Genomic DNA, 26,027 nt, shown 5'->3' with positions numbered 1-26,027 from the left:
TTCCTCGGGCGCACGGGCGGTCGCTGGTCAGGCCGGAGCGATGTTGTGGTTGTACCGGAACACGTTGTCGGGGTCGTACCGCCGCTTCACCCGCGCCAGCCGGTTGAGGCTGTCCGTGTCCAGGCCGGCCACCAGCCGGTCCCTGCCCTCGTCCTCGATGAGGGGCAGGTGGACGGCGCCGGTGTGCCAGGGCCCGATGTCGGCACGCGCGTCCTCGACCCACCCCAGAACCCGTTCGTCGTCCGACGGGTCCGCCCAGATGCCGCAGGGGTGCACGGCCCAGGGCGCGTCCCGCCGGGGGAGGGGGTACGCGGAGCGCGCCAGTGGGCACAGCATGAACCGGCAGCCGGTGGGGACGGGCATCGTGCGGGCACGGGCGCAGAAGACGTCGACCAGCGCGTCGGGCAGGGCGGTCAGATACTCGGCCGATCCGTGGTTCCGCATCCCGGACGGGGTGTCGAGCATGCGCTGGACGCCGGTGTACGGCAGGGCGGCGAGGGCCTCCGAGATGTGCGGCAGGGCCAGCAGCGGCCGGGCGAGCCCACGCAACCGGCCCTCGCCGCCCACGTACGTGAGCACCACCAGGCACAGCAGCGTGCCGACCAGGTGACGAGGGACGAACGGCTCGGGCGGCCCGGTCAGGTACAGCACGCCGCCGCCGGCCTCCGCCGGGCCGCCGGCGATGACATCGCGGAAGACGCGGATCGCCTCGGGGCCCGCCTCGGGCCGGAAGACGACCAGCGCGACGGAGAACTCGCGCAGCTCGTGCAGCCTGAGCGTGAGCGCGGTGGCGACGCCGAAGTTCCCGCCGCCGCCGTGCAGAGCCCAGAACAGCTCGGGGCGCTCCTCGGCGGTCGCACGGACCGTGGTGCCGTCCGCGGTCACCAGCTCGACGCCGAGGAGATTGTCGGCGGCCGGGCCGAAGGCCCGCTCCAGCCAGCCGCTGCCGCCACCGAGGACGAAGCCCGCCACGCCGGCAGCGGAGTCCCGGCCGCCGGTGGTCGCGAGGGCGTGCGGACGGGTGGCGCGATCGAGGTCGCCCGTCAGGGCACCGCCCTCGACCCGTACCGCGGCGGCCCCGGGATGGACCGTGACCCCGCGCAACCGGCTCAGGTCGACGACCAGCCCGTTGTCGTTGACCCCCAGGCCGGCGACGCTGTGGCCGCCGCCGCGCACGGCGATGTGCAGATCCAGATCGCGGGCGAAGCGCACGGCCCGCACCACGTCACCATGCCCCGCGCACCGGGCGATCACGGCAGGCCGACGGTCGATCCGCGCGTTGTGGACGGTGCGGGCCGTGTCGTAGCCCGCATCGCCGGGGGCGAGGACCTCACCGGCCAGATCGGCACGGAGCGCGGCGAGCGCCGTACGTGCCGTGGCGAAGGGAGCCGTGGCAGCCGCCCCCTTCCCGCAAGCGGGGGACAGGACTGCCGTCAGCCTAGTGCGGCACGACGCGTCGGTCCTGCCCGGCGGCCCGGCGTCACGGGCAGGCGGGCCTCAGCCCCCGTACGCCCCGGAAGCCGTCAGCCGTAGTGCCGTGTCGATCAGCGGCACATGGCTGAACGCCTGCGGGAAGTTGCCGACCTGGCGCTGCAGCCGGGAGTCCCACTCCTCGGCGAGCAGGCCCAGGTCGTTGCGCAGGGCCAGCAGCTTCTCGAACAGCTTGCGGGCCTCGTCCACCCGGCCGATCATCGCCAGGTCGTCCGCCATCCAGAACGAGCAGGCGAGGAACGCGCCCTCGTCGCCCGGCAGCCCGTCCACGCCCTCGCTCCCGCCCATGGTCGGGTAGCGCAGGATGAACCCGTCGGACGTGGACAGCTCGCGCTGGATGGCCTCGATCGTGCCGATCACACGTTTGTCGTCCGGAGGCAGGAAGCCCATCTGCGGAATCAGCAGCAGCGAGGCGTCCAGCTCCTTGGAGCCGTACGACTGGGTGAAGGTGTTGCGCTCCTTGTCGTAGCCCTTCTCGCACACGTCCCGGTGGATGACGTCGCGCAGCTCGCGCCATCTCTCCAGCGGGCCGTCGGCGTCCCCGGACTCGAGCAGCTTGATCGTGCGGTCGACCGCGACCCAGGCCATCACCTTGGAGTGAACGAAGTGACGGCGTGGGCCGCGCACCTCCCAGATGCCCTCGTCCGGCTCGTCCCAGTGCTGCTCCAGGTAGCGGATGAGCTTGAGCTGGAGAAGGGAGGCGTAGTCATTGCGGGAAAGGCCCGTCATATGGGCCAGGTGCAGGGCCTCGGTGACCTCTCCGTACACGTCCAGTTGCAACTGGTGCGCGGCGCCGTTGCCGACGCGTACCGGCGCCGAGTTCTCGTACCCGGGCAGCCAGTCCAACTCGGCCTCGCCCAGCTCCCGTTCGCCCGCGATGCCGTACATGATCTGCAGGTTCTCCGGGTCCCCGGCGACGGCCCGCAACAGCCATTCGCGCCAGGCGCGGGCCTCTTCGCGGTAGCCGGTGCGCAGCAGCGACGACAGGGTGATCGCCGCGTCGCGCAGCCAGGTGTAGCGGTAGTCCCAGTTGCGCACGCCGCCGATCTCCTCCGGCAGGGAGGTGGTGGGCGCGGCCACGATGCCGCCCGTCGGCGCGTAGGTGAGCGCCTTCAGCGTGATCAGAGAGCGGATGACGGCCTCGCGGTAGGGGCCGTGGTACGTGCAGTGGTCCACCCACTCCCGCCAGAAGTCCTCGGCCGCCTCCAGCGACTGCTCGGGCTCCGGCAGCGGCGGCGGCTCCTTGTGCGAGGGCTGCCACGAGATGGTGAACGCGATCCGGTCACCCGGCGCGACCGTGAAGTCCGCGTACGTGGTCAGCGCCTTCCCGTAGGTCTCGGCCTGGGTGTCGAACCACACCGAGTCGGGTCCTGCCACTGCCACCGTGCGCCCCTCGTGCTTGTGCACCCAGGGCACCACTCGTCCGTACGAGAACCGCATGCGCAGCATCGAGCGCATCGGTACACGGCCGGTGACGCCCTCCACGATGCGGATCAGCTGCGGGGCGCCGTCACGAGGCGGCATGAAATCGGTCACTCGGACCGTCCCGCGCGGGGTGTCCCACTCGGATTCGAGGATCAGGGACTCGCCGCGGTAGGAGCGCCGCGTCGCCGGCGGCGGCTGGAGGTCCGCCGCGTGGGCGGGGCCCAGGCGCCAGAAGCCGTGCTCCTCCGTGCCGAGCAGTCCCGCGAAGACGGCATGGGAGTCGAAGCGGGGCAGGCACAGCCAGTCCACGGTGCCGTCCCGGCAGACCAGCGCCGCGGTCTGCATGTCTCCGATGAGTGCGTAGTCTTCGATGCGCCCGGCCAATGCAACTCCAGTCCAACGGCCACGTCGCCCCGAGGGGCGGTTGCTTTTGGGGTCAGGGGGTCGATGAGAAGTCGTCGGTCACCGACCCGTTCGTAAATGATGCGGTCGATGTTCAACGAACTGATGAGCCGATGTTGTTCCGGTGACGGGCGGGGGTGGTGCCGTCTGCCGGGAGTGCTCAGCAGCGAGTTTCCGAGCAGGATACGACGCGCTTTGGTGATCCGCTTGCCGCTCTGGACAACGGAAGTACCCCGAACGAGTGAGTGACGGGTGAGAGGCGCGGAAGCATCACGCATGGGTGCCGACGCGTGCGCGGAGTGTGGCCGGGAGCAGCCTCCTCCTGGCGCTGATACCCTGGTAGCCCGTGGACCGGTGGGCTCGAAACCCCCGAACCGCAGCGACGGCACCCCCGGAGATCCTTCGGAGAAATCAGCCGTACCGCACCCCAGACCGCGACCACGGGAGCCCCCTCTTGGCCATGCCGCCCAAATCAACGACGACCAAGCACATCTTCGTCACCGGGGGTGTCGCCTCCTCGCTCGGCAAGGGCTTGACGGCCTCCAGCCTCGGCATGCTGCTCAAGGCGCGGGGACTGCGTGTCGTCATGCAAAAGCTCGACCCGTATCTGAACGTGGACCCGGGCACGATGAACCCCTTCCAGCACGGTGAGGTCTTCGTCACCAATGACGGCGCCGAGACCGACCTGGACATCGGACACTACGAGCGCTTCCTCGACCGTGACCTGGACGGCTCCGCCAATGTCACTACAGGCCAGGTCTATTCGACGGTGATCGCCAAGGAACGACGCGGCGAGTACCTGGGTGACACGGTGCAGGTCATCCCCCACATCACCAACGAGATCAAGCACCGCATCCGGCGCATGGCCACCGACGAGGTGGACGTGGTGATCACGGAGGTCGGCGGCACGGTCGGCGACATCGAGTCGCTGCCGTTCCTGGAGACCGTCCGCCAGGTCCGTCACGAGGTCGGCCGCGACAACGTCTTCGTGGTGCACATCTCGCTGCTGCCCTACATCGGCCCCTCCGGTGAGCTGAAGACCAAGCCGACCCAGCACTCCGTCGCGGCCCTGCGCAACATCGGCATCCAGCCGGACGCGATCGTCCTGCGCTGTGACCGCGAGGTCCCGACCGCGATCAAGCGCAAGATCTCGCTGATGTGCGACGTCGACGAGGCCGCGGTCGTGGCCTGTCCCGACGCCCGCTCGATCTACGACATCCCGAAGGTCGTGCACACCGAGGGCCTGGACGCCTACGTCGTCCGCAAGCTGGACCTCCCCTTCCGTGACGTGGACTGGACGACCTGGGACGACCTGCTCGACCGTGTCCACAACCCCGACCACGAGGTCACCCTCGCCCTGGTCGGCAAGTACATCGACCTGCCCGACGCCTACCTGTCGGTGACCGAGGCGCTGCGCGCGGGCGGCTTCGCCAACAAGGCCCGGGTGAAGATCAAGTGGGTCACGTCCGACGACTGCAAGACCCCGGCGGGAGCCAAGAAGCAGCTCTCCGACGTGGACGCGATCTGCATCCCCGGCGGCTTCGGTGACCGTGGCGTCTCGGGCAAGGTCGGCGCCATCCAGTACGCCCGCGAGAACAAGATCCCGCTGCTGGGCCTCTGCCTCGGCCTGCAGTGCATCGTGATCGAGGCGTCGCGCAACCTGGCCGGCATCCCCGACGCGAACTCCACGGAGTTCGACGCGGCCACCGCCCACCCCGTGATCTCCACCATGGCCGAGCAGCTCGACATCGTCGCGGGCGAGGGCGACATGGGCGGGACGATGCGCCTGGGCATGTACCCGGCCAAGCTGGCCGAGGGCTCGATCGTGCGCGAGGTCTACGGCGGCAAGGAGTACATCGAGGAGCGCCACCGCCACCGCTACGAGGTGAACAACGCCTACCGCGCCGAGCTGGAGAAGAAGGCGGGCATCGTGTTCTCCGGCACCTCCCCGGACGGCAAGCTCGTGGAGTACGTCGAGTACCCGCGCGAGGTTCACCCCTACCTGGTGGCCACGCAGGCGCACCCCGAGCTGCGCTCCCGCCCGACCCGCCCGCACCCGCTGTTCGCGGGCCTGGTCAAGGCCGCGGTGGAGCGCAAGACGGGCAAGTAACGCACGAGCTGTACGGTGACCGGGGTGCGCGTCCTACGGGATGCGTGCCCCGGTTGTCGTAGGCGCGTGGGAGGAACAGGGCGAGATGGCGATCAAGGACACCCCGGAAGAGTGGGAGGTCAGGGCGAGTGACACCCCGTTCGTCGGCAACAAGACCTCCGTCCGCACCGACGACGTGGTCATGCCCGGCGGCTCGGTCGCCCGCCGCGACTATCAGGTGCACCCCGGTTCCGTCGCCGTCCTCGCCCTCGACGAACAGGACCGGGTGCTGGTCATACGGCAGTACCGCCACCCCGTGCGGCACAAGCTCTGGGAGATCCCGGCCGGCCTCCTCGACGTCCCCGGCGAGAACCCGCTGCACGCCGCCCAGCGCGAGCTGTACGAGGAGGCGCACGTCAGGGCCGGGGACTGGCGGGTGCTGACCGATGTCTACACCTCGCCCGGCGGCTGCGACGAGGCCGTGCGCATCTTCCTCGCCCGGGACCTGTCCGAGGCGGAGGGACAGCGCTTCCAGGTCGAGCACGAAGAGGCCGACATGGAGCTGGCCCGGGTGCCGGTCGGGGACCTCGTGCGCGGTGCGCTGGCCGGCGATCTGCACAACAACTGCCTCGTCGTAGGCGTCCTCTCACTGGTCGCCGCGCGCGACGGCGACGGCCTGGACGCCCTGCGCCCGGCCCAGGCGCCGTGGCCGGCGCGGCCCTTCGAGGCCTGAGGCCGCACAGCCCCGTTCGCCCGCGCACCGCACACCCGCCCCACACCACTGGTCGTACCATCGCCTGATCCGATCGGGGGATGTCTGTGCCGTGCTCCGCCGGGGCCGTCGCAGAGCGTGAACTAGGCTCTGCAAGCGACCCGCCCAAGGCCCGGCGGGCCCGTGTGCGCAGTGGGACGGGAGCGTGGCCCGTGACGGATCAGGCGGTGGAGACAGACGACAGCGAGCTGTCGGAGGGCGACCGGCGTCCCGCCGCCACAGGGCATCATTTCTTCGGCCGCACAAGGGAGTTGAAAGAACTTCAGGCCGACATCGAACGCGCGGGTCTGGACACCCTCACCGGCCGCAAGGCGCCCGTCGCGCGGGTGCTGCTCATTGCGGGTCGGCCCGGTTCCGGGCGCACCGCGCTCGCCGAGGAGCTGGTACGCGAGGTCGCGCACCGTTACGAGGACGGGGTGCTGCGTGTCCGCCTCAGCGAGCCCGACGGCACACCCGTACCGACCGAGCGCGTCGCCCGGGAGCTGCTGACCGCCCTGGGTCTGCCCACCTCGCCCGGGGCCGACGAGGACGAGCTGAGTCAGACGGTGCGCGAGGCCCTCGTGGAGCGCCGCATGGTGCTCCTGCTCGATGACGTGGTGGCCGCCGACCAGGTGGACGCGGTGCTGCCTCAGACGCCCGACTGTCTCGTCGTCGCCGTCTCCGAGGGCCCGCTGACGGGCATCACGGACGTGCGCCCATGCACCCTGGGCGGCCTGGACACCAAGTCCGCGCTGGAGCTGCTGACCCAGTACGCGGGCTCGGTGCGCGTCACCGTCGACCCACGTGCCGCCGAGTTGCTCGTCGAGGAGTGCGCCGCTCATCCCGCATCGCTGGTCCTCGTCGGCGGCTGGCTGACCGTCCGCCCCAAGGCCGCCGTCGCCGACCTCGCCAAGCAGCTTCGCGCAGTCGGCGACGACGGGCCGCCGCGGGCCCGGGTCTTCCGGTTCTCGTACGAGGCACTGCCGAACGCGGCCCGGCGGACGCTGCGCCTGCTCTCCCTGGCCCCCGCCGGCCTCGTCGATCCGCACATCGCCTCCGCGCTGGCGGGCTGCTCGGTGGAGGAGGCCGGCGGCGCCCTCGACGACTTCGCGACCCTCGGCTTCCTGCGGCGCGTGGACTCGCGGATGCCGCGGTACGAGGTCCCTGGTTGTCTGCTGCCGCTGTTGCGCGCGCTGGCCGAGGACCAGGACCGACCGGCCGAGTTGCAGCTGGCCCGCGCGCGCATGCTGGAGCGGACCGTGCGACTGCTGCACTCCTGTCGTGCGATCACCGAGACCGACAGTCCGCAGGCCCGTGAGAAGCTCCTCGCCCTGCCCTCGGCCCTGCGCTTCCCGAGCCCGCGGGCCGCCGAGGACTGGCTGCGCACCCGGCAGCCCGCGTTGCTGGCCGCGGCGCGGCTCGCGGCCGCCGACGGCGAGCTCACCACCCTGGCCCGCCGTCTCATGGCCGCGCTGGTGCGGGCCATGGTCGCCCACTTCGGCAGCCGTGCGGCCGCGCCCGAGTTGTACGGCATCCACCGGCTCGTCCTCGGCGTCGCCGAGCGCGGGAACCTGCCCCGGGAGAAGGCGGCGGCCCTGCTGAACCTCGCCGACCTGGACGCGCAGACCGGCCGGACGGCCGAGGCACTGGCCCGCTACCGGGCGGCGCTGGACGCCGGACGGGAGGCGAACGACCCGTATGCGATGGGCCGCGCGATGGAATCCGTAGCCGGCGCCCACCAGGAGCTGGGGGACTACGACCGGGCAGCCGACTGGTACGGCCGGGCTCTGGCCCAGCGTCTCGCCCGTGATCAGCGCGCGGAGGCCGCCCGGCTCTATGCTCGCATCGCCACCGCCCACACTTACGCGGGCCGCTACGAAGAGGCCCTGCGTAACTGGCGCGCGGCGGCTGCGGGGCACCGCAGGAACGGTGATGTGGCCGCCCACGCACGGGCGTTGAGTGAGCTGGCTCGGGTCCAGGAGTACGCGGGCCGGCCCGAGGAGGCGCTGCACACCTGCCAGGAGGCGGTCCAGTGGGCCCGACGCGCGGACGACGTGCGGCTGCAGGCAGCGCTGCGACTCCGGCTGGCCGACACCCTGGAGCACCTCGGCGACCCGGCGGCCGCCCAGCTCCACCGGGGAGCGGCCGAGCGTCTCCTCGGAGAAGAGCCCCAGGACAGCGCATGTGCGGCGGAACATGCCACTAACGCCTACGAAATCCGCAGTGCAGTCGATAAGGATTAATGCAATGAAAGGCTAGACAGGTCGAAATCCTTCATTAGACTGGCCCTGCCGCCGGTTCTCCTGCGGTGTCTCCCGGTACGTTCTCTTACGCCCGGGTATGACATGCATCGACCGGGCTTGCTCTGCCCCGGCATGCACAGCCCCAGAACCCCTCTGAGCCAAGGACCGTGATCGACGTGAAGGTCGGCATCCCCCGCGAGGTCAAGAACAACGAGTTCCGGGTGGCTATCACCCCCGCCGGCGTGCACGAGCTGGTGCGCAATGGGCACCAGGTCGTCGTCGAGCGGAACGCCGGTGTCGGCTCCTCGATCCCGAACGAGGAGTACGTGGCCGCCGGAGCGCAGATCCTGGAGACCGCCGACGAGGTCTGGGCCACCGCCGACCTGCTGCTCAAGGTCAAGGAGCCCATCGCCGAGGAGTACCACCGGCTCCGCAAGGACCAGATCCTCTTCACCTACCTGCACCTGGCCGCCTCCAAGGAGTGCACGGACGCCCTGCTGGAGTCCGGCACCACGGCGATCGCCTACGAGACGGTCGAGCTGCCGAACCGCGCGCTCCCGCTGCTCGCCCCGATGTCCGAGGTCGCGGGCCGTCTCGCCCCGCAGGTCGGTGCGTACCACCTGATGCGTGCTGCCGGTGGCCGCGGTGTCCTGCCCGGCGGCGTCCCGGGTGTGCCGGCCGGCGAGGCGGTCGTCATCGGTGGCGGCGTCTCCGGCTGGAACGCCGCGCAGATCGCCATCGGGCTGGGCTTCCACGTGACCCTGCTCGACAAGGACATCAACAAGCTCAAGGAGGCGGACAAGATCTTCGGTACGAAGATCAAGACCGTCGTCTCCAACGCCTTCGAGCTGGAGAAGGCCTGCCTTGAGGCCGACCTCGTCATCGGCGCCGTCCTCATCCCGGGCGCGAAGGCCCCGAAGCTGGTCACCAACGAGCTGGTCTCCCGGATGAAGACGGGAAGTGTCCTTGTCGACATCGCGATCGACCAGGGCGGCTGCTTCGAGGACTCCCACCCGACCACGCACGCCGAGCCGACCTTCAACGTCCACGGGTCGGTCTTCTACTGCGTCGCCAACATGCCCGGCGCCGTCCCCAACACCTCCACCTACGCGCTGACGAACGCCACGCTGCCCTACATCGTGGAACTCGCCAACCGCGGCTGGGTCGAGGCGCTGCGCCGCGACGCCGCGCTGGCCAAGGGCCTCAACGTTCATGACGGCAAGGTGGTTTACAAGGAGGTCGCCGAGGCGCTCGGTCTGGAGCACATGGATCTCGAGTCCCTGCTCGGCTAGGCCGCCCACCGGCCCGGGTTCGACTGCCCGGCGCCACAAGGCGACAGGTCAACTCACGTCGTCAACACCACATGCCCGGCCGGACCTTGCCCGACAAGGTCCGGCCGGATGTGTGTATGGTCACTTTGCGACACTCGTTCAACTCGCCTCGAACGCAACCCTTTCACCGTTTCGCACACCGGTGAAACCTGGCGAACGACGTCCGGACACCCTTGACAGCGGGATGTTTCATTGCCGACACATCCGGCCGGGTCCGGCGGATTGTGTTGCTGCGGACCGCCGACACGCCATAGAGTCGCCAACCGTCGGCATGGTGCCACGCTGACCTATCTAGAAGTTTCCTGGTCACCAAGGAGGTAAGACGACTTGTGAATGAGTCGACATTTGCTCCCGGGGGTGGCCAACCAGGAATGCCTGCGCGGGTCACGGGCCCCACGGGGCTCGAGGCTGTCGGCTCCGTCGCTGTCCGTACCTTCGCAGCCCACCAGAGCCAGAGCCCGCAGCTGGCTCCGACAGCACACCAGAGCATGGATGGCCCACACGTGAACGCCATGGCCGGCAACGGGAGAGGCGGGGTCCACAACAACTTCGCCGACTACGACGAGCTGCCCGACGGGCACTTCTACGATCCCGACGCCGAATACGAGCCCGACCCCGAGTACGCGGCGACGCTCGCGCCCGACGCTGCCCGTCAGCGCCGTGAGCGCATCGGCCCGACCGGACGCCCGCTGCCGTACTTCCCGATCCCGGGTCCGCTGACCGATCACGGCCCCGCGAAGATCATCGCGATGTGCAACCAGAAGGGCGGCGTCGGCAAGACGACGTCGACCATCAACCTGGGCGCCGCGCTCGCGGAGTACGGGCGCCGGGTGCTGCTCGTCGACTTCGACCCGCAGGGCGCGCTGTCGGTGGGCCTCGGCGTCAACCCCATGGAGCTCGACCTCACCGTCTACAACCTGCTCATGGAACGCGGCATGTCCGCGGACGAGGTCCTGCTGAAGACCGCCGTCCCGAACATGGATCTGCTGCCGAGCAACATCGACCTGTCGGCGGCCGAGGTCCAGCTGGTGTCGGAGGTCGCACGCGAGTCGACGCTCCAGCGCGCCCTCAAGCCGCTGCTGCCCGACTACGACTACATCGTGATCGACTGCCAGCCCTCGCTCGGCCTGCTCACCGTGAACGCGCTCACTGCGGCGCACAAGGTGATCGTGCCGCTGGAGTGCGAGTTCTTCGCCCTGCGCGGTGTCGCGCTGCTCACCGAGACCATCGAGAAGGTCCAGGAGCGGCTCAACCCGGAGCTGGAGCTCGACGGCATCCTCGCCACGATGTACGACTCCCGGACCGTGCACAGCCGTGAGGTTCTCGCGCGGGTCGTCGAGGCGTTCGACGACCACGTCTACCACACGGTGATCGGCCGGACCGTGCGCTTCCCGGAGACCACGGTCGCCGGTGAGCCGATCACCACGTACGCCTCCAACTCCGTCGGTGCCGCCGCCTACCGCCAGCTCGCCAGGGAGGTGCTCGCCCGGTGTCACGCCGAGTGAGTCTGCCGGGGGCCGACGAACTGTTCCGTACCACCGGGGGAATGGCGCTCCAGGCGTCCACCCCCAGGCGCCAGGCCAACGGCGAGGCCCGGGTGCCGGCTCCCGCGGGCGAGAGCGATGTGACGGCCGCGGAGGACGCCCCGTCGGCGGTGCCCGCACAGGGCGGCGACGGGGAGGGCGACGAGCACGCCGCGGCGGACGCCGCGGAGGCGGAGGCGGGGGAGTCCCGCATGCGAGCCGCCGCGGAGCGGCCCGCACGGCGCCAGGCGGCGCAGGAAGGGTCTGCCGGTTCTTCCACGGCCCAGCCGCGCAAGCGGGGGCGTGCGGCCGGGCGGCGGCCCAGTGGGCGGGAACGGCACGACGAGAAGATCACCGTGTACGTCTCCGCGGAGGAACTGATGGACCTGGAGCACGCCCGCCTCGTGCTCCGGGGCGAGCACGGGCTCGCGGTCGACCGCGGACGGATCGTGCGCGAGGCGGTTGCCGTGGTGCTGGCGGATCTGGAGTCCCGGGGGGACGCGAGCATCCTCGTACGTCGGCTTCGCGGGCGGTAAGCAGGTAGCCTTCGACGGCCATGACCTCGTACGACGGCTCCGTTCCCGCCACCGGCTCCTTGGGCCGTCGGCGTGCGCTGGGACGTGGGCCCGGGACCGCGACCCGGCCTGCTCCACCCGCGGCCGAGAGTGAATCACCGGTCGGCGGTCACCGGCCCGACGACCTGGGGCCTGGGGTCGAGCCCGATCCGCAAGCCGCGTTCGAGGGGCCCGAGGCGGCCGTCGTTCTTCCGGGCGGCGAGCCGGCGGCCGAGGCGCCCGCCGACGGAAATGCCGAGCCGGCTGATGTCGAGCCGGAGGTCCCGGCGGCCGAGGGCACCGGCTCCCGTGCGGAGTCCCCGGAGGAGCCGGAGCCCGGTGACGGTGTCTTCAAGGTCCGGCTCGCCAACTTCGAGGGGCCGTTCGACCTTCTCCTCCAACTGATCGCGAAGCACAAGCTCGACGTCACCGAGGTCGCCCTGTCCACGGTGACCGACGAGTTCATGGCGCACATCCGGGCCATGGGGCCGGACTGGGACCTCGACCAGACGACCGAGTTTCTCGTCGTCGCCGCGACCCTGCTCGATCTCAAGGCCGCGCGGCTGCTGCCCGTCGCCACGGTCGAGGACGAGGCCGACCTCGCGCTGCTCGAAGCCCGGGACCTGCTCTTCGCGCGGCTGCTGCAGTACCGTGCGTACAAACAGATCGCCGAGATCTTCAACCGGCGGACCGAGGACGAGGCCCGGCGCTACCCCCGCACCGTCGGCCTCGAACCCCACCACGCCGACCTGTTGCCCGAGGTCGCCATCAGCATCGGCCCGGAGGGGTTCGCCAGGCTCGCCGTCAAGGCGATGCAGCCCAGGCCCGAACCGCAGGTGTACGTCGAGCACATTCACGCCCCGCTGGTGTCCGTACAGGAGCAGGCGGGGATCGTGGTCGCCCGGCTACGCGAACTCGGCGAGACCAGCTTCCGCGTGCTCGTCCAGGACACGGGCGACACCCTCACGGTCGTCGCACGCTTCCTCGCGCTGCTCGAGCTGTACCGCGAGAAGGCCGTGGCACTGGAGCAGGAGACCGCCCTCGGTGAACTGTTGGTGCGCTGGACCGGCGGGGACGGCGACGGGACACCGATGGTCACGGACGAGTTCGACCGGCCGCCCGAGGACCCAGTGCCCCAGCAGACATTGCCTGCCGGGGCACTGGCCGAGAACGGCACGACACCACAGGAGAAGGTGTGAGCGAGGAGACCGCCGAGGTTCCGCCCGGCCCGAGTGCCGTGTCCGGCCTCGACCTCAAGCCCGCCCTGGAGGCCGTCCTCATGGTCGTGGACGAGCCCGCCACCGAGGAGCACCTCGCGAAGATCCTGGAGCGGCCCCGGCGGCAGATCGCCGACACCCTGCGCGAGCTCGCCGACGACTACACCGTGCAAGGGCGCGGGTTCGAGCTGCGGTTCGTCGCGGGCGGCTGGCGCTTCTACACCCGAGCCGCCTACGCCCCCGCCGTGGAGCGCTTCGTGCTCGACGGGCAGCAGGCCCGGCTCACCCAGGCCGCCCTGGAGACTCTCGCGGTGGTCGCGTACCGCCAGCCGGTCAGCCGCAGCCGCGTCTCGGCGGTCCGCGGAGTGAACTGCGACGGTGTCATGCGCACCCTCTTCCAGCGCGGTCTGGTCGAGGAGGCGGGCACGGAACCCGAAACAGGTGCGATCCTGTACAGGACGACGAACTACTTCCTGGAGCGGATGGGCCTGCGCGGCCTGGACGAGCTCCCGGAACTCGCGCCCTTCCTCCCGGAGGCGGAGGCGATCGAGGCCGAGACCCAGGAGGGCGTACTGTCGTTCGACCCGGATGCTCCCGATGCTCCGGTCGCAGACGACGATCACACGACGAACACGACGACGGAACTTTGATGCGAAGCAGCGGCAGCGGCAAGAGCGGCGGGCGCGGTAACTACCGCGGTGCCGGCAACAACAGGGACCAGAAGCAGGGGCAGGGCCGCCCCCGCAAGCCCCGCCCCGAGGAGCGCCGCTACGACGTGGGCCCCGGCGCCTCCCAGGACGGCCCCAAGTCCGGGCGCGGCGCGAGCGCGCGTGGTGGCGCCAAGGGCGGCCCCAGGCCGTCCCAGCAGCGCGGAGGCCGTACGGCGCCCGCGCGCTCCCGTGAGTACGAGGCGCGCGCCGAGGAGCGCAACCGCGAGCGGTACGCGGGCAAGAAGGACGTCAAGCTGCCCAAGACCTTCCCGGGCGCCGAGCAGGAGGGCGAGCGGCTGCAGAAGGTGCTCGCGCGGGCCGGCTACGGCTCCCGGCGGGCCTGCGAGGAGCTGGTCGACCAGGCCAGGGTCGAGGTCAACGGCGAGATCGTCCTCGAGCAGGGTCTGCGGGTCGATCCCGAGAAGGACGAGATCAAGGTCGACGGGCTGACCGTGGCCACGCAGTCGTACCAGTTCTTCTCGCTCAACAAGCCGGCCGGTGTCGTCTCCACCATGGAGGACCCGGAGGGCCGTCAGTGCCTCGGCGACTACGTCACCAACCGTGAGACGCGGCTCTTCCACGTCGGCCGGCTCGACACCGAGACCGAGGGTGTCATCCTGCTCACCAACCACGGTGAGCTGGCCCACCGGCTGACCCACCCGAAGTACGGCGTCAAGAAGACCTACCTGGCGGCCATCGTGGGCCCGATCCCGCGCGACCTGGGCAAGCGCCTCAAGGACGGCATCCAGCTCGAGGACGGTTACGCGCGCGCGGACCACTTCCGGGTGGTCGAGCAGACCGGCAAGAACTACCTCGTCGAGGTGACCTTGCACGAGGGTCGCAAGCACATCGTGCGCCGCATGCTCGCCGAGGCCGGCTTCCCCGTCGACAAGCTGGTGCGCACCGCCTTCGGTCCGATCACCCTCGGCGACCAGAAGTCGGGCTGGCTGCGTCGGCTGTCGAACACGGAGGTCGGCATGCTCATGCGCGAGGTCGACCTCTGAGTTCGCCTTTCGGCATCTCGAGCCCGTGCATCGGCCGGTCCTGGTTCCAGGACCGGCCGATTCCGTTTCTCTTCCCGAAGAATCCGCACCGCACCGCGGGTTGTGGGATCCCACTCCCTTCTTTATAGTCGAACTGACTGTTAAAGGGGTGGGGTGGGTGTGAGTCCTGAGGAAATGCTCGGGTTCGCGAGCGGCGCGCTCTGTGTCTGGCTCGTGGCCCGCCAGCACATCGCCAACTGGCCGATCGGCATCGCGAACAACGTGTTCTTCATCGTGCTGTTCACACAGTCGGGCCTGTACGCGGACGCCGGTCTCCAACTGGTCTTCATCGCCCTCGCCGGGTACGGCTGGTGGACCTGGGCCCACGGGGGTGGTCCCGGTTCCGACACCCTGCCGGTACGGCGCACCAGCCGCACCGAATGGGCATGGCTGCTCGCGGCGGGGGCGGTGGGCACCTTCGCCCTCACGGCCCTCCTCGACCGGGCCACCGACTCGACCGTCCCCGTGTGGGACGCCGTGACGACCGCGCTGTCCCTGATGGCGACGTACGGCCAGTGCAAGAAGCTCGTGGAGTCCTGGTGGCTGTGGATCGCCGCCGATCTGGTCTACATCCCCCTGTACGCCTACAAGGACCTCTATCTGACCTCGCTGCTGTACGCCGGGTTCCTGGCCCTGTGCCTCGTGGGGCTACGCGGCTGGCGGCGCGAACTCGGCGCGCCACGACCGATGGAGGCGGCCGCGTGAAGCGCTTCAGGCACGGGCTCGTGCTCGGCAAGTTCTATCCACCGCACGCCGGCCATCACCACCTCGTGCGCAGCGCGCTCGAACACTGTGACCACCTCACCGTTCTGGTGTGCGCCGCGTCCGTGGAGTCCGTACCGCTGCCCGAACGCGTCCGCTGGATGGCAGAGGTCCATGACACGGCCCGGGTCCGGGGCGTTGTCGACGACGTCCCGATGGACCTGCACGACCCCGCGATCTGGGACGCACACATGGCGATCTTCCGGGAGGGCGTGAGCTACTGGCCCATCCCTGTCGACGCCGTCTTCACCTCGGAGGGCTACGGCGACGAACTCGCCCGCCGCTTCGACGCGCGGCACGTCTGCGTCGACCTGGACCGCACCGCCTTCCCGGTGTCCGGCACCGCCGTCCGTAAGGACCCGGTCGCGTACTGGGATCAGCTCGCCGAGCCCGTCCGCGCCTGGCTCACCCGCCGCGTCGTCGTGCTCGGCGCCGAATCCACCGGGACCACCACCATGGCCCGCGCCCTCGCCGAGCACTATCAGCGGCGCGGGGGGGCATGGGCGGCGACCCGCTGGGTCCCCGAGTGCGGGCGCGACTACAGCGAGGAGAAGCTCGCCGCGCTGCGCGTCGACCGGCCGCAGGCGCAGTGGGAGGACGTGAAGTTCGGCTCCGACGAGTTCCCGGTGATCGCCGAGCGGCAGAACCGACGCGAGAACCGGTACGCCCGCAACGGCTCACCCGTCCTCTTCTGTGACACCGACTCCTTCGCCACCACCGTCTGGCACGAGCGCTACGTGGGCGGGCGCAATCCCCGGGTCGAGGAGATCGCCGACCGGGTCGGCCACGACCTGTGGCTGCTCACCGACCACGAAGGCGTGCCCTTCGAGGACGACGGGCTGCGCGACGGCGAGGAGCTGCGGCCCTGGATGACCGCACGCTTCCGCGACGAACTCACGCGCACCGGACGGAGGTTCATCACGCTGACCGGATCGCACGAGGAACGGCTCGCGACCGCAGTAGCCGCCGTGGACGCGCTGCTCGCCAATGGCTGGGACCTCGCCGACCCGCTCCCGGAGCGGAGATGAACGGCATGGCGCAAGCACCACGGGGGCACGAGAACGGTATGGACGGCTACGACAAGTACGCCTTCGAACCCTTCGCCGTCACTGTCGACCTCGCCGTCTTCACGGTCCGCGCGGGTGCGCTGCACGTCCTGCTGATCCAACGCGGCCAGGAGCCCTACGCGGGCCACTGGGCGCTCCCCGGCGGCTTCGTCCTGCCCGACGAGTCCGCCGAGACCGCCGCGCGCCGCGAACTCGCCGAGGAGACCGGCCTCGTCGCGGCCCCGGGCGGGGCCGACAGGCCCGTTGTCGGCCTGCATCTGGAACAACTGCGCACGTACAGCGACCCCGACCGCGACCCGCGGATGCGCGTGGTCTCCGTCGCGTTCGCCGCGCTCGTCCCCGACCCTCCCCCGGACTCCGTCCGGGAGGACCCCCAGCTCGCCTCGCTCGAGCCACGCGGCGGCGGTGACGCGGCGCACGCGCGCTGGCTGCCGTACGACGGTCTGGTGCCGCAGCAGGCAACGTTTACGCCGCCCCTTCACGGGCAGACGTTGCCTGCTGCAGCACCAGGCCCGCTCGCCTTCGACCACGACCGCATCCTTGCGGACGCTCACGACCGCGTCTGCGCCAAGCTGGAGTACACCTGCCTCGCCACCTCGTTCTGCCCGCCCGAGTTCACCCTCGGCGAGCTGCAGCAGGTCTACGAGTCCGTGTGGGGCACCGCCCTCGACCGGCCCAACTTCCGGCGCAAGGTCCTCGCCACCCCGGGCTTCGTCGAGCAGGTTCCGGGCGCCGTCCGGCTGACCGGCGGCCGGGGCAAACCCGCCGCCCTCTACCGCGCGGGCGGCGCCACCGCTCTGTACCCGCCCCTGCTCCGCCCCGTCACGGAAGGACGGTCCTCATGACCACCCCGGCCCTCGTCAAACGTGCCGCCACCGGAGCCCTGATCGGGCTCGCTCTGGGCGACGCGCTCGGCTTCCCGACCGAGTTCAACGACGTGCCGTCCATCGTCGCCAAGCTCGGGCCCTGGCGGGAGATGGAGCTGCCGAGGCCGGCGATCGTCACCGACGACACGCAGATGACGCTGGCGCTCGGGCGCGGACTGCGCACGGCCATGGATCGCGGGGTTCTGGCGCCGAAGCGGATGGAGCGGCCGGTACGCGAGGAGTTCGTCGACTGGTACCAGTCGCCCGACAACAACCGAGCGCCCGGCCGGACCTGCCTGCTCGCCTGCAACCTGCTGAAGGACGAGAAGCGTCCCTGGCAGCAGGCCAGCCAGATCGGCTCCAAGGGCTGCGGGGCCAACATGCGGGTGGCACCCGTCGGGCTCGTACCGGGGCTGAGCGATGAACAGCGGGCCGGAGCAGCCCAGTTGCAGGCCGCGCTCACCCATGGCCACCCCACGGCGCTCGCCGCGTCCGACCTCACCGCACACGCCATACGTCTGCTCGCGCAGGGCGCTGAACCGACGGGTCTGCTGGAACTGCTGCGGGCGTACGCGCACGAGAACCGCAGCCGCTACCACGAGCGGTGGCTCGGCGATCTGTGGGCCCACGCCCAGGACCCCACGCCGGAGCACTTCATCGCGCGCGGCTGGGACGAGTGCCTGGCGGTCCTCGAACGCGTCCGGACGGCCGTAGGGACCGCATCGCCGGAGACCGACCCATGTCTGGCGACCGGCGAGGGATGGATCGCTGAGGAGGCGTTCGCCACCGGTCTGCTGTGCTTCCTGTTCTTCCCCGACGAACCCGTCACCGCCCTGCGCCGGGCCGCCTGCACCCGTGGCGACTCCGACTCGATCGCCTGCCTGACGGGCGCCTTCGCGGGTGCCCACCTCGGCGACGAGGTGTGGCCGCGGGAGTGGGCGGACCGGATCGAGTACGCGGGCGAGCTGCAGGCGCTCGGGGCGCTCTGGGACGCGTGAGCGGTTTCCGTGACCGGCGCGCGGCAGCGGCCCGCGTCTCGGCAGGCGGGCGCCGCGCACCTGCGTCCCCGGGCTGACTAGGCTGGTGCGATCAGAGGCTTCCATAGGCCAGCCGGAGAACCAGCGAGGAGCATCACCGTGGCGGTACGAGCGGTCCGGGGCGCTGTCCAACTCGAACGGGACGAGGCCGGGCACATGGAGGAGCAGGTCGGCGCCCTGCTGACCGCCGTCCTGGAACGCAACGACCTCACCGCCGACGACCTGATCAGCATCTGGTTCACCGCCACGCCCGACCTCCACAGCGACTTCCCGGCGGCCGCGGCCCGCAAGCTGGGCATCGTCGACGTGCCCCTGATCTGCGCGCAGGAACTGGACGTCGAGGGCGCCATGCCCCGGATCGTCCGCGTCCTCGCCCACATCGAGTCCGACAAGCCGCGCGCCGACATCGCGCACGTCTACCTCGGCGCCGCGGCCGCCCTCCGCAAGGACATCGCCCAGTGAGGACCGCACTCGTCATCGGCACGGGGCTGATCGGCACGTCGGCGGCCCTGGCGCTCGCCGCGCGCGGGGTCACCGTGCACCTCGCCGACCACGACCCCGAGCAGGCCCGTACGGCCGCCGCGCTCGGCGCCGGCACCGACAAGGCGCCCGAGGGACCCGTCGACCTGGTGATCGTCGCGGCCCCGCCCGCGTATGTGGCCACCGCGCTCGCCGACGCCATGCGGCGCGGCCTCGGGCGCGGCTATCTCGACGTGGCCAGCGTCAAGGGCGGCCCGCGCCGCGAACTGGAGGCGCTCGGCCTCGACCCGGTCCTCCTGTCGAAGTACATCGGCACACACCCCATGTCCGGCCGCGAGAAGTCCGGGCCGCTGGCGGCCAGCGGGGACCTCTTCGAGGGGCGCCCCTGGGTGCTGACCCCGACGCGGGAGACGGACACCGAGGTGCTGAACCTCGCCCTGGAGCTGGTCTCGCACTGCCGTGCCGTGCCCGTGGTCATGGACGCCGACGCCCACGACCGTGCCGTCGCGCTCGTCTCCCACATGCCCCACCTGGTCTCCAGCATGGTCGCCGCACGCCTGGAGCACGCGGAGGAGACGGCCGTCCGACTGTGCGGTCAGGGCATCCGGGACGTGACGCGCATCGCGGCGTCCGACCCCCGGATGTGGATCGACATCCTGTCCGCGAATCCGGGCCCGGTCGCCGACCTGCTCTCCGCGGTGTCCGCCGACCTGGACGAGACGGTACGGGCCCTGCGCGCACTCCAGTCCTCCGACGACGCCAAGCGACGTGAGGGCACCGCCGGGGTCGAGAACGTGCTGCGCCGCGGCAACGCCGGCCAGGTCCGGGTGCCCGGCAAGCACGGCACCGCTCCGCGGGTCTACGAGGTCGTGGCGGTACTGATCGACGACCAGCCGGGTCAGCTGGCCCGCATTTTCGCGGACGCGGGCATGGCGGGCGTCAACATCGAGGACGTACGCATCGAGCACGCGACGGGACAGCAGGCGGGTCTGGTCCAGCTCACCGTGGAGCCTCAGGCGGCGCCCGTGCTGACGGCGGCGCTGCGGGAGCGGGGCTGGGCGATCCGGCAGTGAACCGGGGGCTGCCTGAGCCGGGCCGGCGCCGGGTGACGGCAGGTCCGGCCGTCCGCCAGTCATACCGGGTCCGGCGAGCCAGTAACCTTGTGCGGGGCGCCAGTGCGTCCCGCCCACATCCACCACCCCGCACCAGGAAGGTGTCTCCACCGTGGAAAACGGCGCCGCCCGGACCGCCCCGGCAGTGATTGTCGCCATTGACGGCCCCTCCGGCACGGGCAAGTCCAGCACCTCGAAGGCCGTGGCCGCGCAGCTCGGGCTGAGCTACCTGGACACCGGGGCCCAGTACCGGGCGATCACCTGGTGGATGGTGAACAACGGCATTGACATAGCGGACCCCTGGGCGGTCGCGGCGGTGGCGGGCAAGCCGGAGATCGTCTCCGGCACGGACCCGGCCGCGCCCACCATCACCGTGGACGGCACGGACGTCTCCGGCCCGATCCGCACCCAGGAGGTCACCTCCAAGGTCAGCGCGGTCAGCGCGGTGCCCGAGGTGCGGGCCCGGATCACCGAACTGCAGCGCTCCCTCGCCGCCTCCGCGGAGAACGGGATCGTCGTCGAGGGCCGTGACATCGGCACGACCGTACTGCCGGACGCCGACCTGAAGATCTTCCTCACCGCCTCTCCGGAGGCGCGCGCCGCCCGCCGCAGTGGCGAGCTGAAGGGCGTGGACGTCAACGCCACCCGCGAGGCGCTGATCAAGCGGGACGCGGCCGACTCCAACCGCAAGACGTCCCCGCTGGCGAAGGCGGACGACGCGGTCGAGGTGGACACCACCGACCTCACCCTCAAGCAGGTCATCGAGTGCGTCGTCACCCTCGTCGAGGAGAAGCGGGCCGGAAAGTGACCGAGGCTCCTTCGGCACGGAGCGCCGAGGTCGGGCGGCGCATCGGCGTCCCCCTGATGTACGGGCTGTTCAAGCCGCGCGTCCTGGGCGCCTGGAAGGTTCCGGCGACCGGTCCGGTCATCCTCGCGGTCAACCACTCCCACGTCATCGACGGCCCGATGGTGATGGGCGTGGCGCCGAGGCCGACGCACTTCCTGATCAAGAAAGAGGCGTTCGTCGGCCCCCTCGACCCCTTCCTGCGCGGCATCGGGCAGCTGGAGGTGGACCGGGCGACCACCGACCGGACGGCCGTGACCCGGGCGCTGGGCGTGCTCAAGAACGGGGGAGTCCTCGGGATCTTCCCCGAGGGCACCCGCGGCGAGGGCGACTTCGCCTCGCTGCGTGCCGGGCTCGCCTACTTCGCGGTGCGCGGCGGAGCCCCGATCGTGCCGGTCGCCGTGCTGGGAAGTTCCGAGAGGCACGGACGGTTGATACAAGGGTTGCCTCCGCTGCGCAGCCGTATCGACGTCGTCTTCGGCGACCCGTTCGAGGCGGGCGACGGCAGTGGGCGGCGTACGCGCAAGGCGCTGGACGAGGCGACCGGGCGCATCCAGAAGCAGCTCACCGCGCACCTGGAAAACGCCAGGCGCTTCACCGGGCGCTAGGCGACACTTGAGTAGTGGATCACCGTAGGAGCGGTGCCCCACCGATCACCACGATGAACGAGGTACGGACTTCATGAACGACCAGATCCAGCCCGACGGCTCGGCCGAGCACGAGTACGAGCACGGGGCGCTCGGCGATGCCGAGTACGCGGAGTTCATGGAGCTCGCCGCGGAAGAGGGCTTCGACATCGAGGACGTCGAGGGCGCCATCGAAGCGGCCGGACACGGCCCGCTGCCCGTCCTCGCCGTCGTCGGCCGCCCCAATGTCGGCAAGTCGACCCTGGTGAACCGCATCATCGGCCGTCGTGAGGCAGTCGTCGAGGACAAGCCCGGGGTCACCCGCGACCGTGTGACCTACGAGGCGGAGTGGGCGGGCCGCCGCTTCAAGGTCGTCGACACCGGCGGCTGGGAGCAGGACGTCCTCGGTATCGACGCCTCCGTGGCCGCGCAGGCCGAGTACGCGATCGAGGCGGCCGACGCGGTCGTCTTCGTCGTCGACGCCAAGGTCGGTGCCACCGACACCGACGAAGCGGTCGTACGACTGCTGCGCAAGGCCGGCAAGCCCGTGGTGCTGTGTGCCAACAAGGTCGACGGCCCGAGCGGCGAGGCCGACGCGGCGTACCTGTGGAGCCTCGGCCTCGGCGAGCCGCACCCCGTCTCGGCCCTCCACGGCCGTGGCACCGGCGACATGCTGGACGCCGTCCTGGAGGCGCTGCCCGAGGCCCCCGCACAGTCCTTCGGTACCGCCCTCGGCGGTCCGCGTCGCGTCGCCCTGATCGGCCGCCCGAACGTCGGCAAGTCCTCGCTGCTGAACAAGGTCGCGGGCGAGGAGCGCGTCGTCGTCAACGAACTCGCCGGAACCACCCGCGACCCGGTCGACGAGCTGATCGAACTCGGCGGCAAGACCTGGAAGTTCGTCGACACGGCCGGCATCCGCAAGCGGGTCCACCTCCAGCAGGGCGCCGACTACTACGCCTCGCTGCGCACCGCGGCGGCCGTCGAGAAGGCCGAGGTCGCCGTCGTGCTGATCGACGGCTCCGAGACCATCTCGGTCCAGGACCAGCGCATCATCAGCATGGCCGTGGAGGCGGGCCGCGCACTCGTCCTCGCCTTCAACAAGTGGGACACCCTCGACGAGGAGCGCCGCTACTACCTGGAGCGGGAGATCGAGACCGAGCTCGCCCAGGTCACCTGGGCACCGCGGGTGAACGTCTCGGCGCGCACCGGACGGCACATGGAGAAGCTGGTCCCGGCGATCGAGACCGCCCTGGCGGGCTGGGAGACGCGGGTGCCGACGGGGCGGCTCAACGCCTTCCTCGGTGAGCTGGTCGCCGCACATCCGCACCCGGTCCGCGGTGGCAAGCAGCCGCGCATCCTCTTCGGCACCCAGGCGGGCACCAAGCCCCCGCGGTTCGTGCTCTTCGCCTCCGGCTTCATCGAGGCGGGCTACCGCCGGTTCATCGAGCGGCGGCTGCGTGAGGAGTTCGGCTTCGACGGAGCGCCGATCCACATCTCCGTGCGCGTGCGCGAGAAGCGCGGCAAGAAGAAGTAGGGCGCACCCGCGCCACGCGTAAGGGGCGGTCTCCATGACGGAGCCGCCCCTTACGGGTTTTGCTCAGCGTCCCTGGCGCGGCGCGGGCGGCAGCGCGGGAACGTGATGCGTCCCCCCGATGTGCTGCCCCACTCGCTGCCAGACGGAGGACTGGGTGGGCGTGTGGCCGTGCTGGGGGGCCAGATGCCCGGTCGCGTGCTGGGGGACGCCGTGGCCTGTTCCATACGTCCCGGTGCCGTACGAGCCCCTGTGGTGCGGGAGGTTGAAGGCGATGAAGCCCAGGTCCTCCTCGCCGCTGCGATCGCCCGGGAACGCCCGGAAGGACTTGACGTACTCGTCGTAGAGCGCGTCGTAGATCGGCGTGGCCTGTGCGCCGTCCTGGGCCGCTGGCCCGGAGGGGATCGGTGAATAGGACTGGCGGCGGGGGACGTCATATGCGTGCACGTAAGGGCCAACGACCCCGCCGCCCAAGAGATGCGGTCGATTAGGCCGCTTCGGCGGCTCGCGGCCGGGAACCGCTTTCGGCGAACGCTCAGGTACCCGCCAGCGGCAGGGCGGCGGCCACCAGCATTCCGTTCGCCGCCGCCTTGTCCAGCGCATCGCGCAGCAGGTCCTCCCGCGGCTGGCGGCCGATCGAACCCACCGGCGCCGCGAACATCAGTACCTGCTGGTGCTTGTTGGCGGCCGCGCGCCACCCGTCGGTGACGTGCAGCGGCTGGTGCGCCTGCCACCAGGCCACCGGCTGTCCGCCGTTCGGCCCGGGCTGCAGCACGGCGTGCAGCTGGCCCATCGCGAGCAGGACCGACCAGCCGTGCAGCACGGGCGGCATCGACTCGGTCGTGGTCAGCGGCATGAATCCCTGCTCGATGAGCAGGGTCAGGAAGTCGTCACCGATGCCGACCGTGCCCGGGCGCACGATGGGCGCGGTCGGCTCCACGACGAGCGCCGGATACAAATCCCCGGCGATCAGGACGAGGCCACTGGTGACGCCCAGCACCGCCTGCTCGGGCACGCCCCTGGCGGGCCCCTGTTCGGCGGTGATGGAGCGGACGGCGCCCTGCAGTTGCTCCTCGGTGACCTGGACGACCTGGGAGGGCAGACAGGTGGCGTGGGCGAAGGCGAGGACGGCGGTCTCCTCGCCGATGAACAGGACGGTGCTGGTGCGCTCCAGCACGGAGTCGCCCGGGGTGCGGCAGGAGGTGCAGTCGTAACTGCCCGGGGCGTTCTCTCCGGCGAGCAGCCGGTCGGCTTCTTCGTCGCCGATCTCGGCGCGTACGGCGTCGCTGACGTCGAGCATGCGCGGCACGGGTGGCTCCCTCGGGATGCGGTGCGTGACGGTGCCGGGTGGCTCCCGGCCCATGAGCCCGGGGGTCCCCGGGCTCATGAAGATGACAACGGGCGATCTGTGGCCGGAGTCACGCTTGGAAAAGAACGGAGCCGAACCATCAGAAGCGCAGGGTGAAGTTGCCTGCGGAATCGGTTACTCAACGTCAACTGGACGATCACTGACGGAAGTTGACTTCATGGAGTGACTCACGCGCCGATGGTGTGGCCGGTTGATATATCCGGAAATCAGTGAATGAAATGGGTGTCCGGAAACCGCCGATACCCCCGGTAACAGACAACTGGCCTGGAACGACAAGGCGTTGATTGATACCGAACCGTCGGCCTGCCTACTTTCCTCCGCCGTGTGCAACGAGCACCGCCCGGGTACGTCCACCGGCCGCGCCGCAGCATCGGCGCGCAGCACCATCTCCGGCGGACGGGGCGGCGCGACGACCGCGTCCCACACGCGGGCCGACGCGCCCCGCCTTGGGGGATCCCGGGGCCTTGGAGGGGAAAACTACGGTGGCGCGCCCGCCGCGTCCGGCACAGCGGCGGCCACACGCCCGTCCCCGGCGCCCGCCAGCACTCGGTCGGCCTCGCCGAAGCAGCGGTCGAAGGCGCCGGAGCGCTCGACCGGACACACCGGCCGTCGGGCCGCACACGGCGACTACACCGTCCGCAGCGACGACACCCTCAGCGGCATCGCCGAGCGGCACGGGAGCACCTGGCAGCGGCTGTACGTCCGCAACAGGGCGGTCATCGGCGGTGATCCCGGCCTGATCATGCCCGGTCAGCGGCTCGACGTCCAAGGTGCCTGATCCCGCCGAACCGCCGGGACGGTAGGGATGCCCAACACGACCCGGACCGGCTGTCCTTGGCTCCCGAACGGGCTGGGCGACGGGCTCTGCTGGAGCCCGGGGTCCGGCTGTTCCGCGGGCTCGCACCAGGATGCGGCCGCCGACCCGCGTTCCGGCAAGGGTGTACGGGGATTCTGTGCCGAAGTCGTGCGCTCCTTATGTGGAACCCGGCAGTGCGGGGCATCCCGGAATCGGAATGGAAAGGAAAGGAGTGAACCGATCGCGGTCATTTCCGCAGGGTTATCCGGAGCCCCGTCGGACCGTCCGAAAGCCGGTCCCGAATTACGTTCGAGGAGGTGTGCGACACATGCGGAACCCCTCGTACGTGTGACTCCGTTGGGGCGAAACGGGTGTCGTGAATCTGTGACAGAAGCGTGACGGAGGGGGATGGCCGGCCCGGGAGACGAGCCCCGACTTCCGTGGCCGGGGTCCGCGGCCTAACGTGGCGGCATGGCACCCATTCCCACCCCCGGCGCAGAACCCGAGGATCCCCCGGAGACGTATGTCGGCCTGGATGTGCACCGAGCCGAGCGGCTCGCCCGTGAGCGCGGCTGGACCACGGTCCGCTCGCTGCCGCCGGGCGCGATCATCACCATGGAGTACCGCCCCGGACGGCTGAACTTCGAGGTCGAGAATGCCCGTGTCAGGCGCTGCTGGAAGGGCTGACCCGGCGACGCACAGGTGACCGGTCGCGTCGAAAGCCCCGGCTCGGGCGAGCCGGGGCCTTCGGTGGGCGG

At 70.7% G+C, this 26,027-nt stretch carries 24 protein-coding genes; 20 read left to right on the top strand and 4 right to left on the bottom strand.

Annotated elements, in window-relative coordinates; all coding sequences use genetic code 11:
* Positions 1-27: 27 nt before the first annotated feature.
* Together ACWDEX_RS21995 and ACWDEX_RS21990 are read right to left on the bottom strand one after the other, a co-directional pair.
* Positions 28-1,425 (bottom strand): FAD-binding oxidoreductase, encoded by a 1,398-nt coding sequence (locus ACWDEX_RS21995; protein ID WP_450465442.1) that lies wholly within the window; start codon positions 1,423-1,425, stop codon positions 28-30.
* A gap of 72 nt (positions 1,426-1,497) precedes the next feature.
* On the bottom strand, positions 1,498-3,300 hold the full coding sequence (locus ACWDEX_RS21990; protein ID WP_450465413.1) for a glycoside hydrolase family 15 protein: 1,803 nt from the start codon (positions 3,298-3,300) through the stop codon (positions 1,498-1,500).
* 478 nt (positions 3,301-3,778) lie between these two features.
* On the opposite strand from ACWDEX_RS21990, the gene ACWDEX_RS21985 reads away from it, so the two are divergent.
* From ACWDEX_RS21985 to der, 18 genes are all read left to right on the top strand, one after another.
* On the top strand, positions 3,779-5,428 hold the full coding sequence (locus tag ACWDEX_RS21985; RefSeq protein ID WP_450465411.1) for a CTP synthase: 1,650 nt from the start codon (positions 3,779-3,781) through the stop codon (positions 5,426-5,428).
* An 85-nt stretch (positions 5,429-5,513) separates the two neighbouring features.
* Positions 5,514-6,140, top strand: a complete 627-nt coding sequence (locus ACWDEX_RS21980) for an NUDIX domain-containing protein (protein ID WP_450465441.1) — start codon at positions 5,514-5,516, stop codon at positions 6,138-6,140.
* A gap of 191 nt (positions 6,141-6,331) precedes the next feature.
* Positions 6,332-8,401, top strand: a complete 2,070-nt coding sequence (locus ACWDEX_RS21975) for a tetratricopeptide repeat protein (protein WP_450465409.1) — start codon at positions 6,332-6,334, stop codon at positions 8,399-8,401.
* A 167-nt stretch (positions 8,402-8,568) separates the two neighbouring features.
* The gene (gene ald / locus ACWDEX_RS21970) at positions 8,569-9,693 is read left to right on the top strand and encodes an alanine dehydrogenase (RefSeq protein ID WP_450465408.1); all 1,125 of its coding nucleotides are present in this window, start codon (positions 8,569-8,571) and stop codon (positions 9,691-9,693) included.
* 410 nt (positions 9,694-10,103) lie between these two features.
* Entirely contained in the window at positions 10,104-11,237 is a 1,134-nt protein-coding gene (locus tag ACWDEX_RS21965; RefSeq protein ID WP_450465406.1) for a ParA family protein, read from the top strand.
* Complete coding sequence (locus ACWDEX_RS21960) at positions 11,222-11,791, top strand: hypothetical protein (protein WP_450465404.1); 570 nt, start codon at positions 11,222-11,224, stop codon at positions 11,789-11,791. Before ACWDEX_RS21965 ends, ACWDEX_RS21960 begins: the two co-directional genes overlap by 16 nt.
* 20 nt (positions 11,792-11,811) lie before the next feature.
* On the top strand, positions 11,812-13,008 hold the full coding sequence (locus ACWDEX_RS21955) for a segregation/condensation protein A (RefSeq protein ID WP_450465402.1): 1,197 nt from the start codon (positions 11,812-11,814) through the stop codon (positions 13,006-13,008).
* The gene (gene scpB, locus ACWDEX_RS21950; protein ID WP_450465400.1) at positions 13,005-13,676 is read left to right on the top strand and encodes an SMC-Scp complex subunit ScpB; all 672 of its coding nucleotides are present in this window, start codon (positions 13,005-13,007) and stop codon (positions 13,674-13,676) included. Before ACWDEX_RS21955 ends, scpB begins: the two co-directional genes overlap by 4 nt.
* Positions 13,676-14,740 carry a pseudouridine synthase gene (locus ACWDEX_RS21945; protein ID WP_450465398.1) on the top strand — a complete coding sequence of 355 codons (1,065 nt, stop codon included), beginning with the start codon at positions 13,676-13,678 and terminating at the stop codon, positions 14,738-14,740. Before scpB ends, ACWDEX_RS21945 begins: the two co-directional genes overlap by 1 nt.
* Positions 14,741-14,893: 153 nt before the next feature.
* Complete coding sequence (gene pnuC / locus ACWDEX_RS21940) at positions 14,894-15,484, top strand: nicotinamide riboside transporter PnuC (RefSeq protein WP_450465396.1); 591 nt, start codon at positions 14,894-14,896, stop codon at positions 15,482-15,484.
* On the top strand, positions 15,481-16,569 hold the full coding sequence (locus ACWDEX_RS21935; protein ID WP_450465394.1) for an AAA family ATPase: 1,089 nt from the start codon (positions 15,481-15,483) through the stop codon (positions 16,567-16,569). Before pnuC ends, ACWDEX_RS21935 begins: the two co-directional genes overlap by 4 nt.
* Before the next feature lie 5 nt (positions 16,570-16,574).
* On the top strand, positions 16,575-17,453 hold the full coding sequence (locus tag ACWDEX_RS21930) for an NUDIX hydrolase (protein ID WP_450465392.1): 879 nt from the start codon (positions 16,575-16,577) through the stop codon (positions 17,451-17,453).
* Positions 17,450-18,472 (top strand): ADP-ribosylglycohydrolase family protein, encoded by a 1,023-nt coding sequence (locus ACWDEX_RS21925; protein WP_450465391.1) that lies wholly within the window; start codon positions 17,450-17,452, stop codon positions 18,470-18,472. The genes ACWDEX_RS21930 and ACWDEX_RS21925 overlap by 4 nt, the downstream gene beginning before the upstream one ends.
* Positions 18,473-18,610: 138 nt before the next feature.
* Positions 18,611-18,973, top strand: coding sequence for a chorismate mutase (gene aroH / locus ACWDEX_RS21920; protein WP_450465390.1), 363 nt, complete (start codon positions 18,611-18,613; stop codon positions 18,971-18,973).
* Positions 18,970-20,064 (top strand): prephenate dehydrogenase, encoded by a 1,095-nt coding sequence (locus ACWDEX_RS21915; protein WP_450465389.1) that lies wholly within the window; start codon positions 18,970-18,972, stop codon positions 20,062-20,064. The genes aroH and ACWDEX_RS21915 overlap by 4 nt, the downstream gene beginning before the upstream one ends.
* A 151-nt stretch (positions 20,065-20,215) precedes the next feature.
* The gene (gene cmk, locus ACWDEX_RS21910) at positions 20,216-20,911 is read left to right on the top strand and encodes a (d)CMP kinase (RefSeq protein ID WP_450465388.1); all 696 of its coding nucleotides are present in this window, start codon (positions 20,216-20,218) and stop codon (positions 20,909-20,911) included.
* Positions 20,908-21,555 (top strand): lysophospholipid acyltransferase family protein, encoded by a 648-nt coding sequence (locus ACWDEX_RS21905; protein ID WP_450465387.1) that lies wholly within the window; start codon positions 20,908-20,910, stop codon positions 21,553-21,555. Before cmk ends, ACWDEX_RS21905 begins: the two co-directional genes overlap by 4 nt.
* A gap of 73 nt (positions 21,556-21,628) precedes the next feature.
* On the top strand, positions 21,629-23,107 hold the full coding sequence (der, locus tag ACWDEX_RS21900) for a ribosome biogenesis GTPase Der (RefSeq protein ID WP_450465386.1): 1,479 nt from the start codon (positions 21,629-21,631) through the stop codon (positions 23,105-23,107).
* Between the two features lie 63 nt (positions 23,108-23,170).
* Here der and ACWDEX_RS21895 read toward each other — a convergent pair whose 3' ends face one another.
* Positions 23,171-23,551 carry a hypothetical protein gene (locus ACWDEX_RS21895; protein WP_450465385.1) on the bottom strand — a complete coding sequence of 127 codons (381 nt, stop codon included), beginning with the start codon at positions 23,549-23,551 and terminating at the stop codon, positions 23,171-23,173.
* Positions 23,552-23,639: 88 nt separating this feature from the next.
* Positions 23,640-24,413, bottom strand: a complete 774-nt coding sequence (locus ACWDEX_RS21890) for a hypothetical protein (protein WP_450465383.1) — start codon at positions 24,411-24,413, stop codon at positions 23,640-23,642.
* 382 nt (positions 24,414-24,795) lie between these two features.
* Between ACWDEX_RS21890 and ACWDEX_RS21885 the strand changes: the two genes are divergently transcribed.
* Together ACWDEX_RS21885 and ACWDEX_RS21880 are read left to right on the top strand one after the other, a co-directional pair.
* Entirely contained in the window at positions 24,796-25,251 is a 456-nt protein-coding gene (locus ACWDEX_RS21885; RefSeq protein WP_450465382.1) for a LysM peptidoglycan-binding domain-containing protein, read from the top strand.
* A gap of 489 nt (positions 25,252-25,740) precedes the next feature.
* Positions 25,741-25,956 (top strand): I78 family peptidase inhibitor, encoded by a 216-nt coding sequence (locus tag ACWDEX_RS21880; RefSeq protein ID WP_450465380.1) that lies wholly within the window; start codon positions 25,741-25,743, stop codon positions 25,954-25,956.
* Positions 25,957-26,027 lie beyond the last annotated feature (71 nt).

This window comes from Streptomyces sp. NPDC001020 (assembly GCF_053599115.1).
The sequence above is the reverse complement of the archived record's forward strand: the minus strand, read 5'-3'. Positions and strand labels throughout refer to the sequence as shown.

Bases quoted from the DNA above. Each gene is read 5' to 3' on its own strand.
- ACWDEX_RS21980 (WP_450465441.1), top strand. From the start codon at position 5,514: ATGGCGATCAAGGACACCCCGGAAGAGTGGGAGGTCAGGGCGAGTGAC.
- ACWDEX_RS21925 (WP_450465391.1), top strand. From the start codon at position 17,450: ATGACCACCCCGGCCCTCGTCAAACGTGCCGCCACCGGAGCCCTGATC.
- ACWDEX_RS21985 (WP_450465411.1), top strand. From the start codon at position 3,779: ATGCCGCCCAAATCAACGACGACCAAGCACATCTTCGTCACCGGGGGT.
- ACWDEX_RS21955 (WP_450465402.1), top strand. From the start codon at position 11,812: ATGACCTCGTACGACGGCTCCGTTCCCGCCACCGGCTCCTTGGGCCGT.
- ACWDEX_RS21930 (WP_450465392.1), top strand. From the start codon at position 16,575: ATGGCGCAAGCACCACGGGGGCACGAGAACGGTATGGACGGCTACGAC.
- der (WP_450465386.1), top strand. From the start codon at position 21,629: ATGAACGACCAGATCCAGCCCGACGGCTCGGCCGAGCACGAGTACGAG.
- ACWDEX_RS21945 (WP_450465398.1), top strand. From the start codon at position 13,676: ATGCGAAGCAGCGGCAGCGGCAAGAGCGGCGGGCGCGGTAACTACCGC.
- ACWDEX_RS21965 (WP_450465406.1), top strand. From the start codon at position 10,104: ATGCCTGCGCGGGTCACGGGCCCCACGGGGCTCGAGGCTGTCGGCTCC.
- ACWDEX_RS21880 (WP_450465380.1), top strand. From the start codon at position 25,741: ATGGCACCCATTCCCACCCCCGGCGCAGAACCCGAGGATCCCCCGGAG.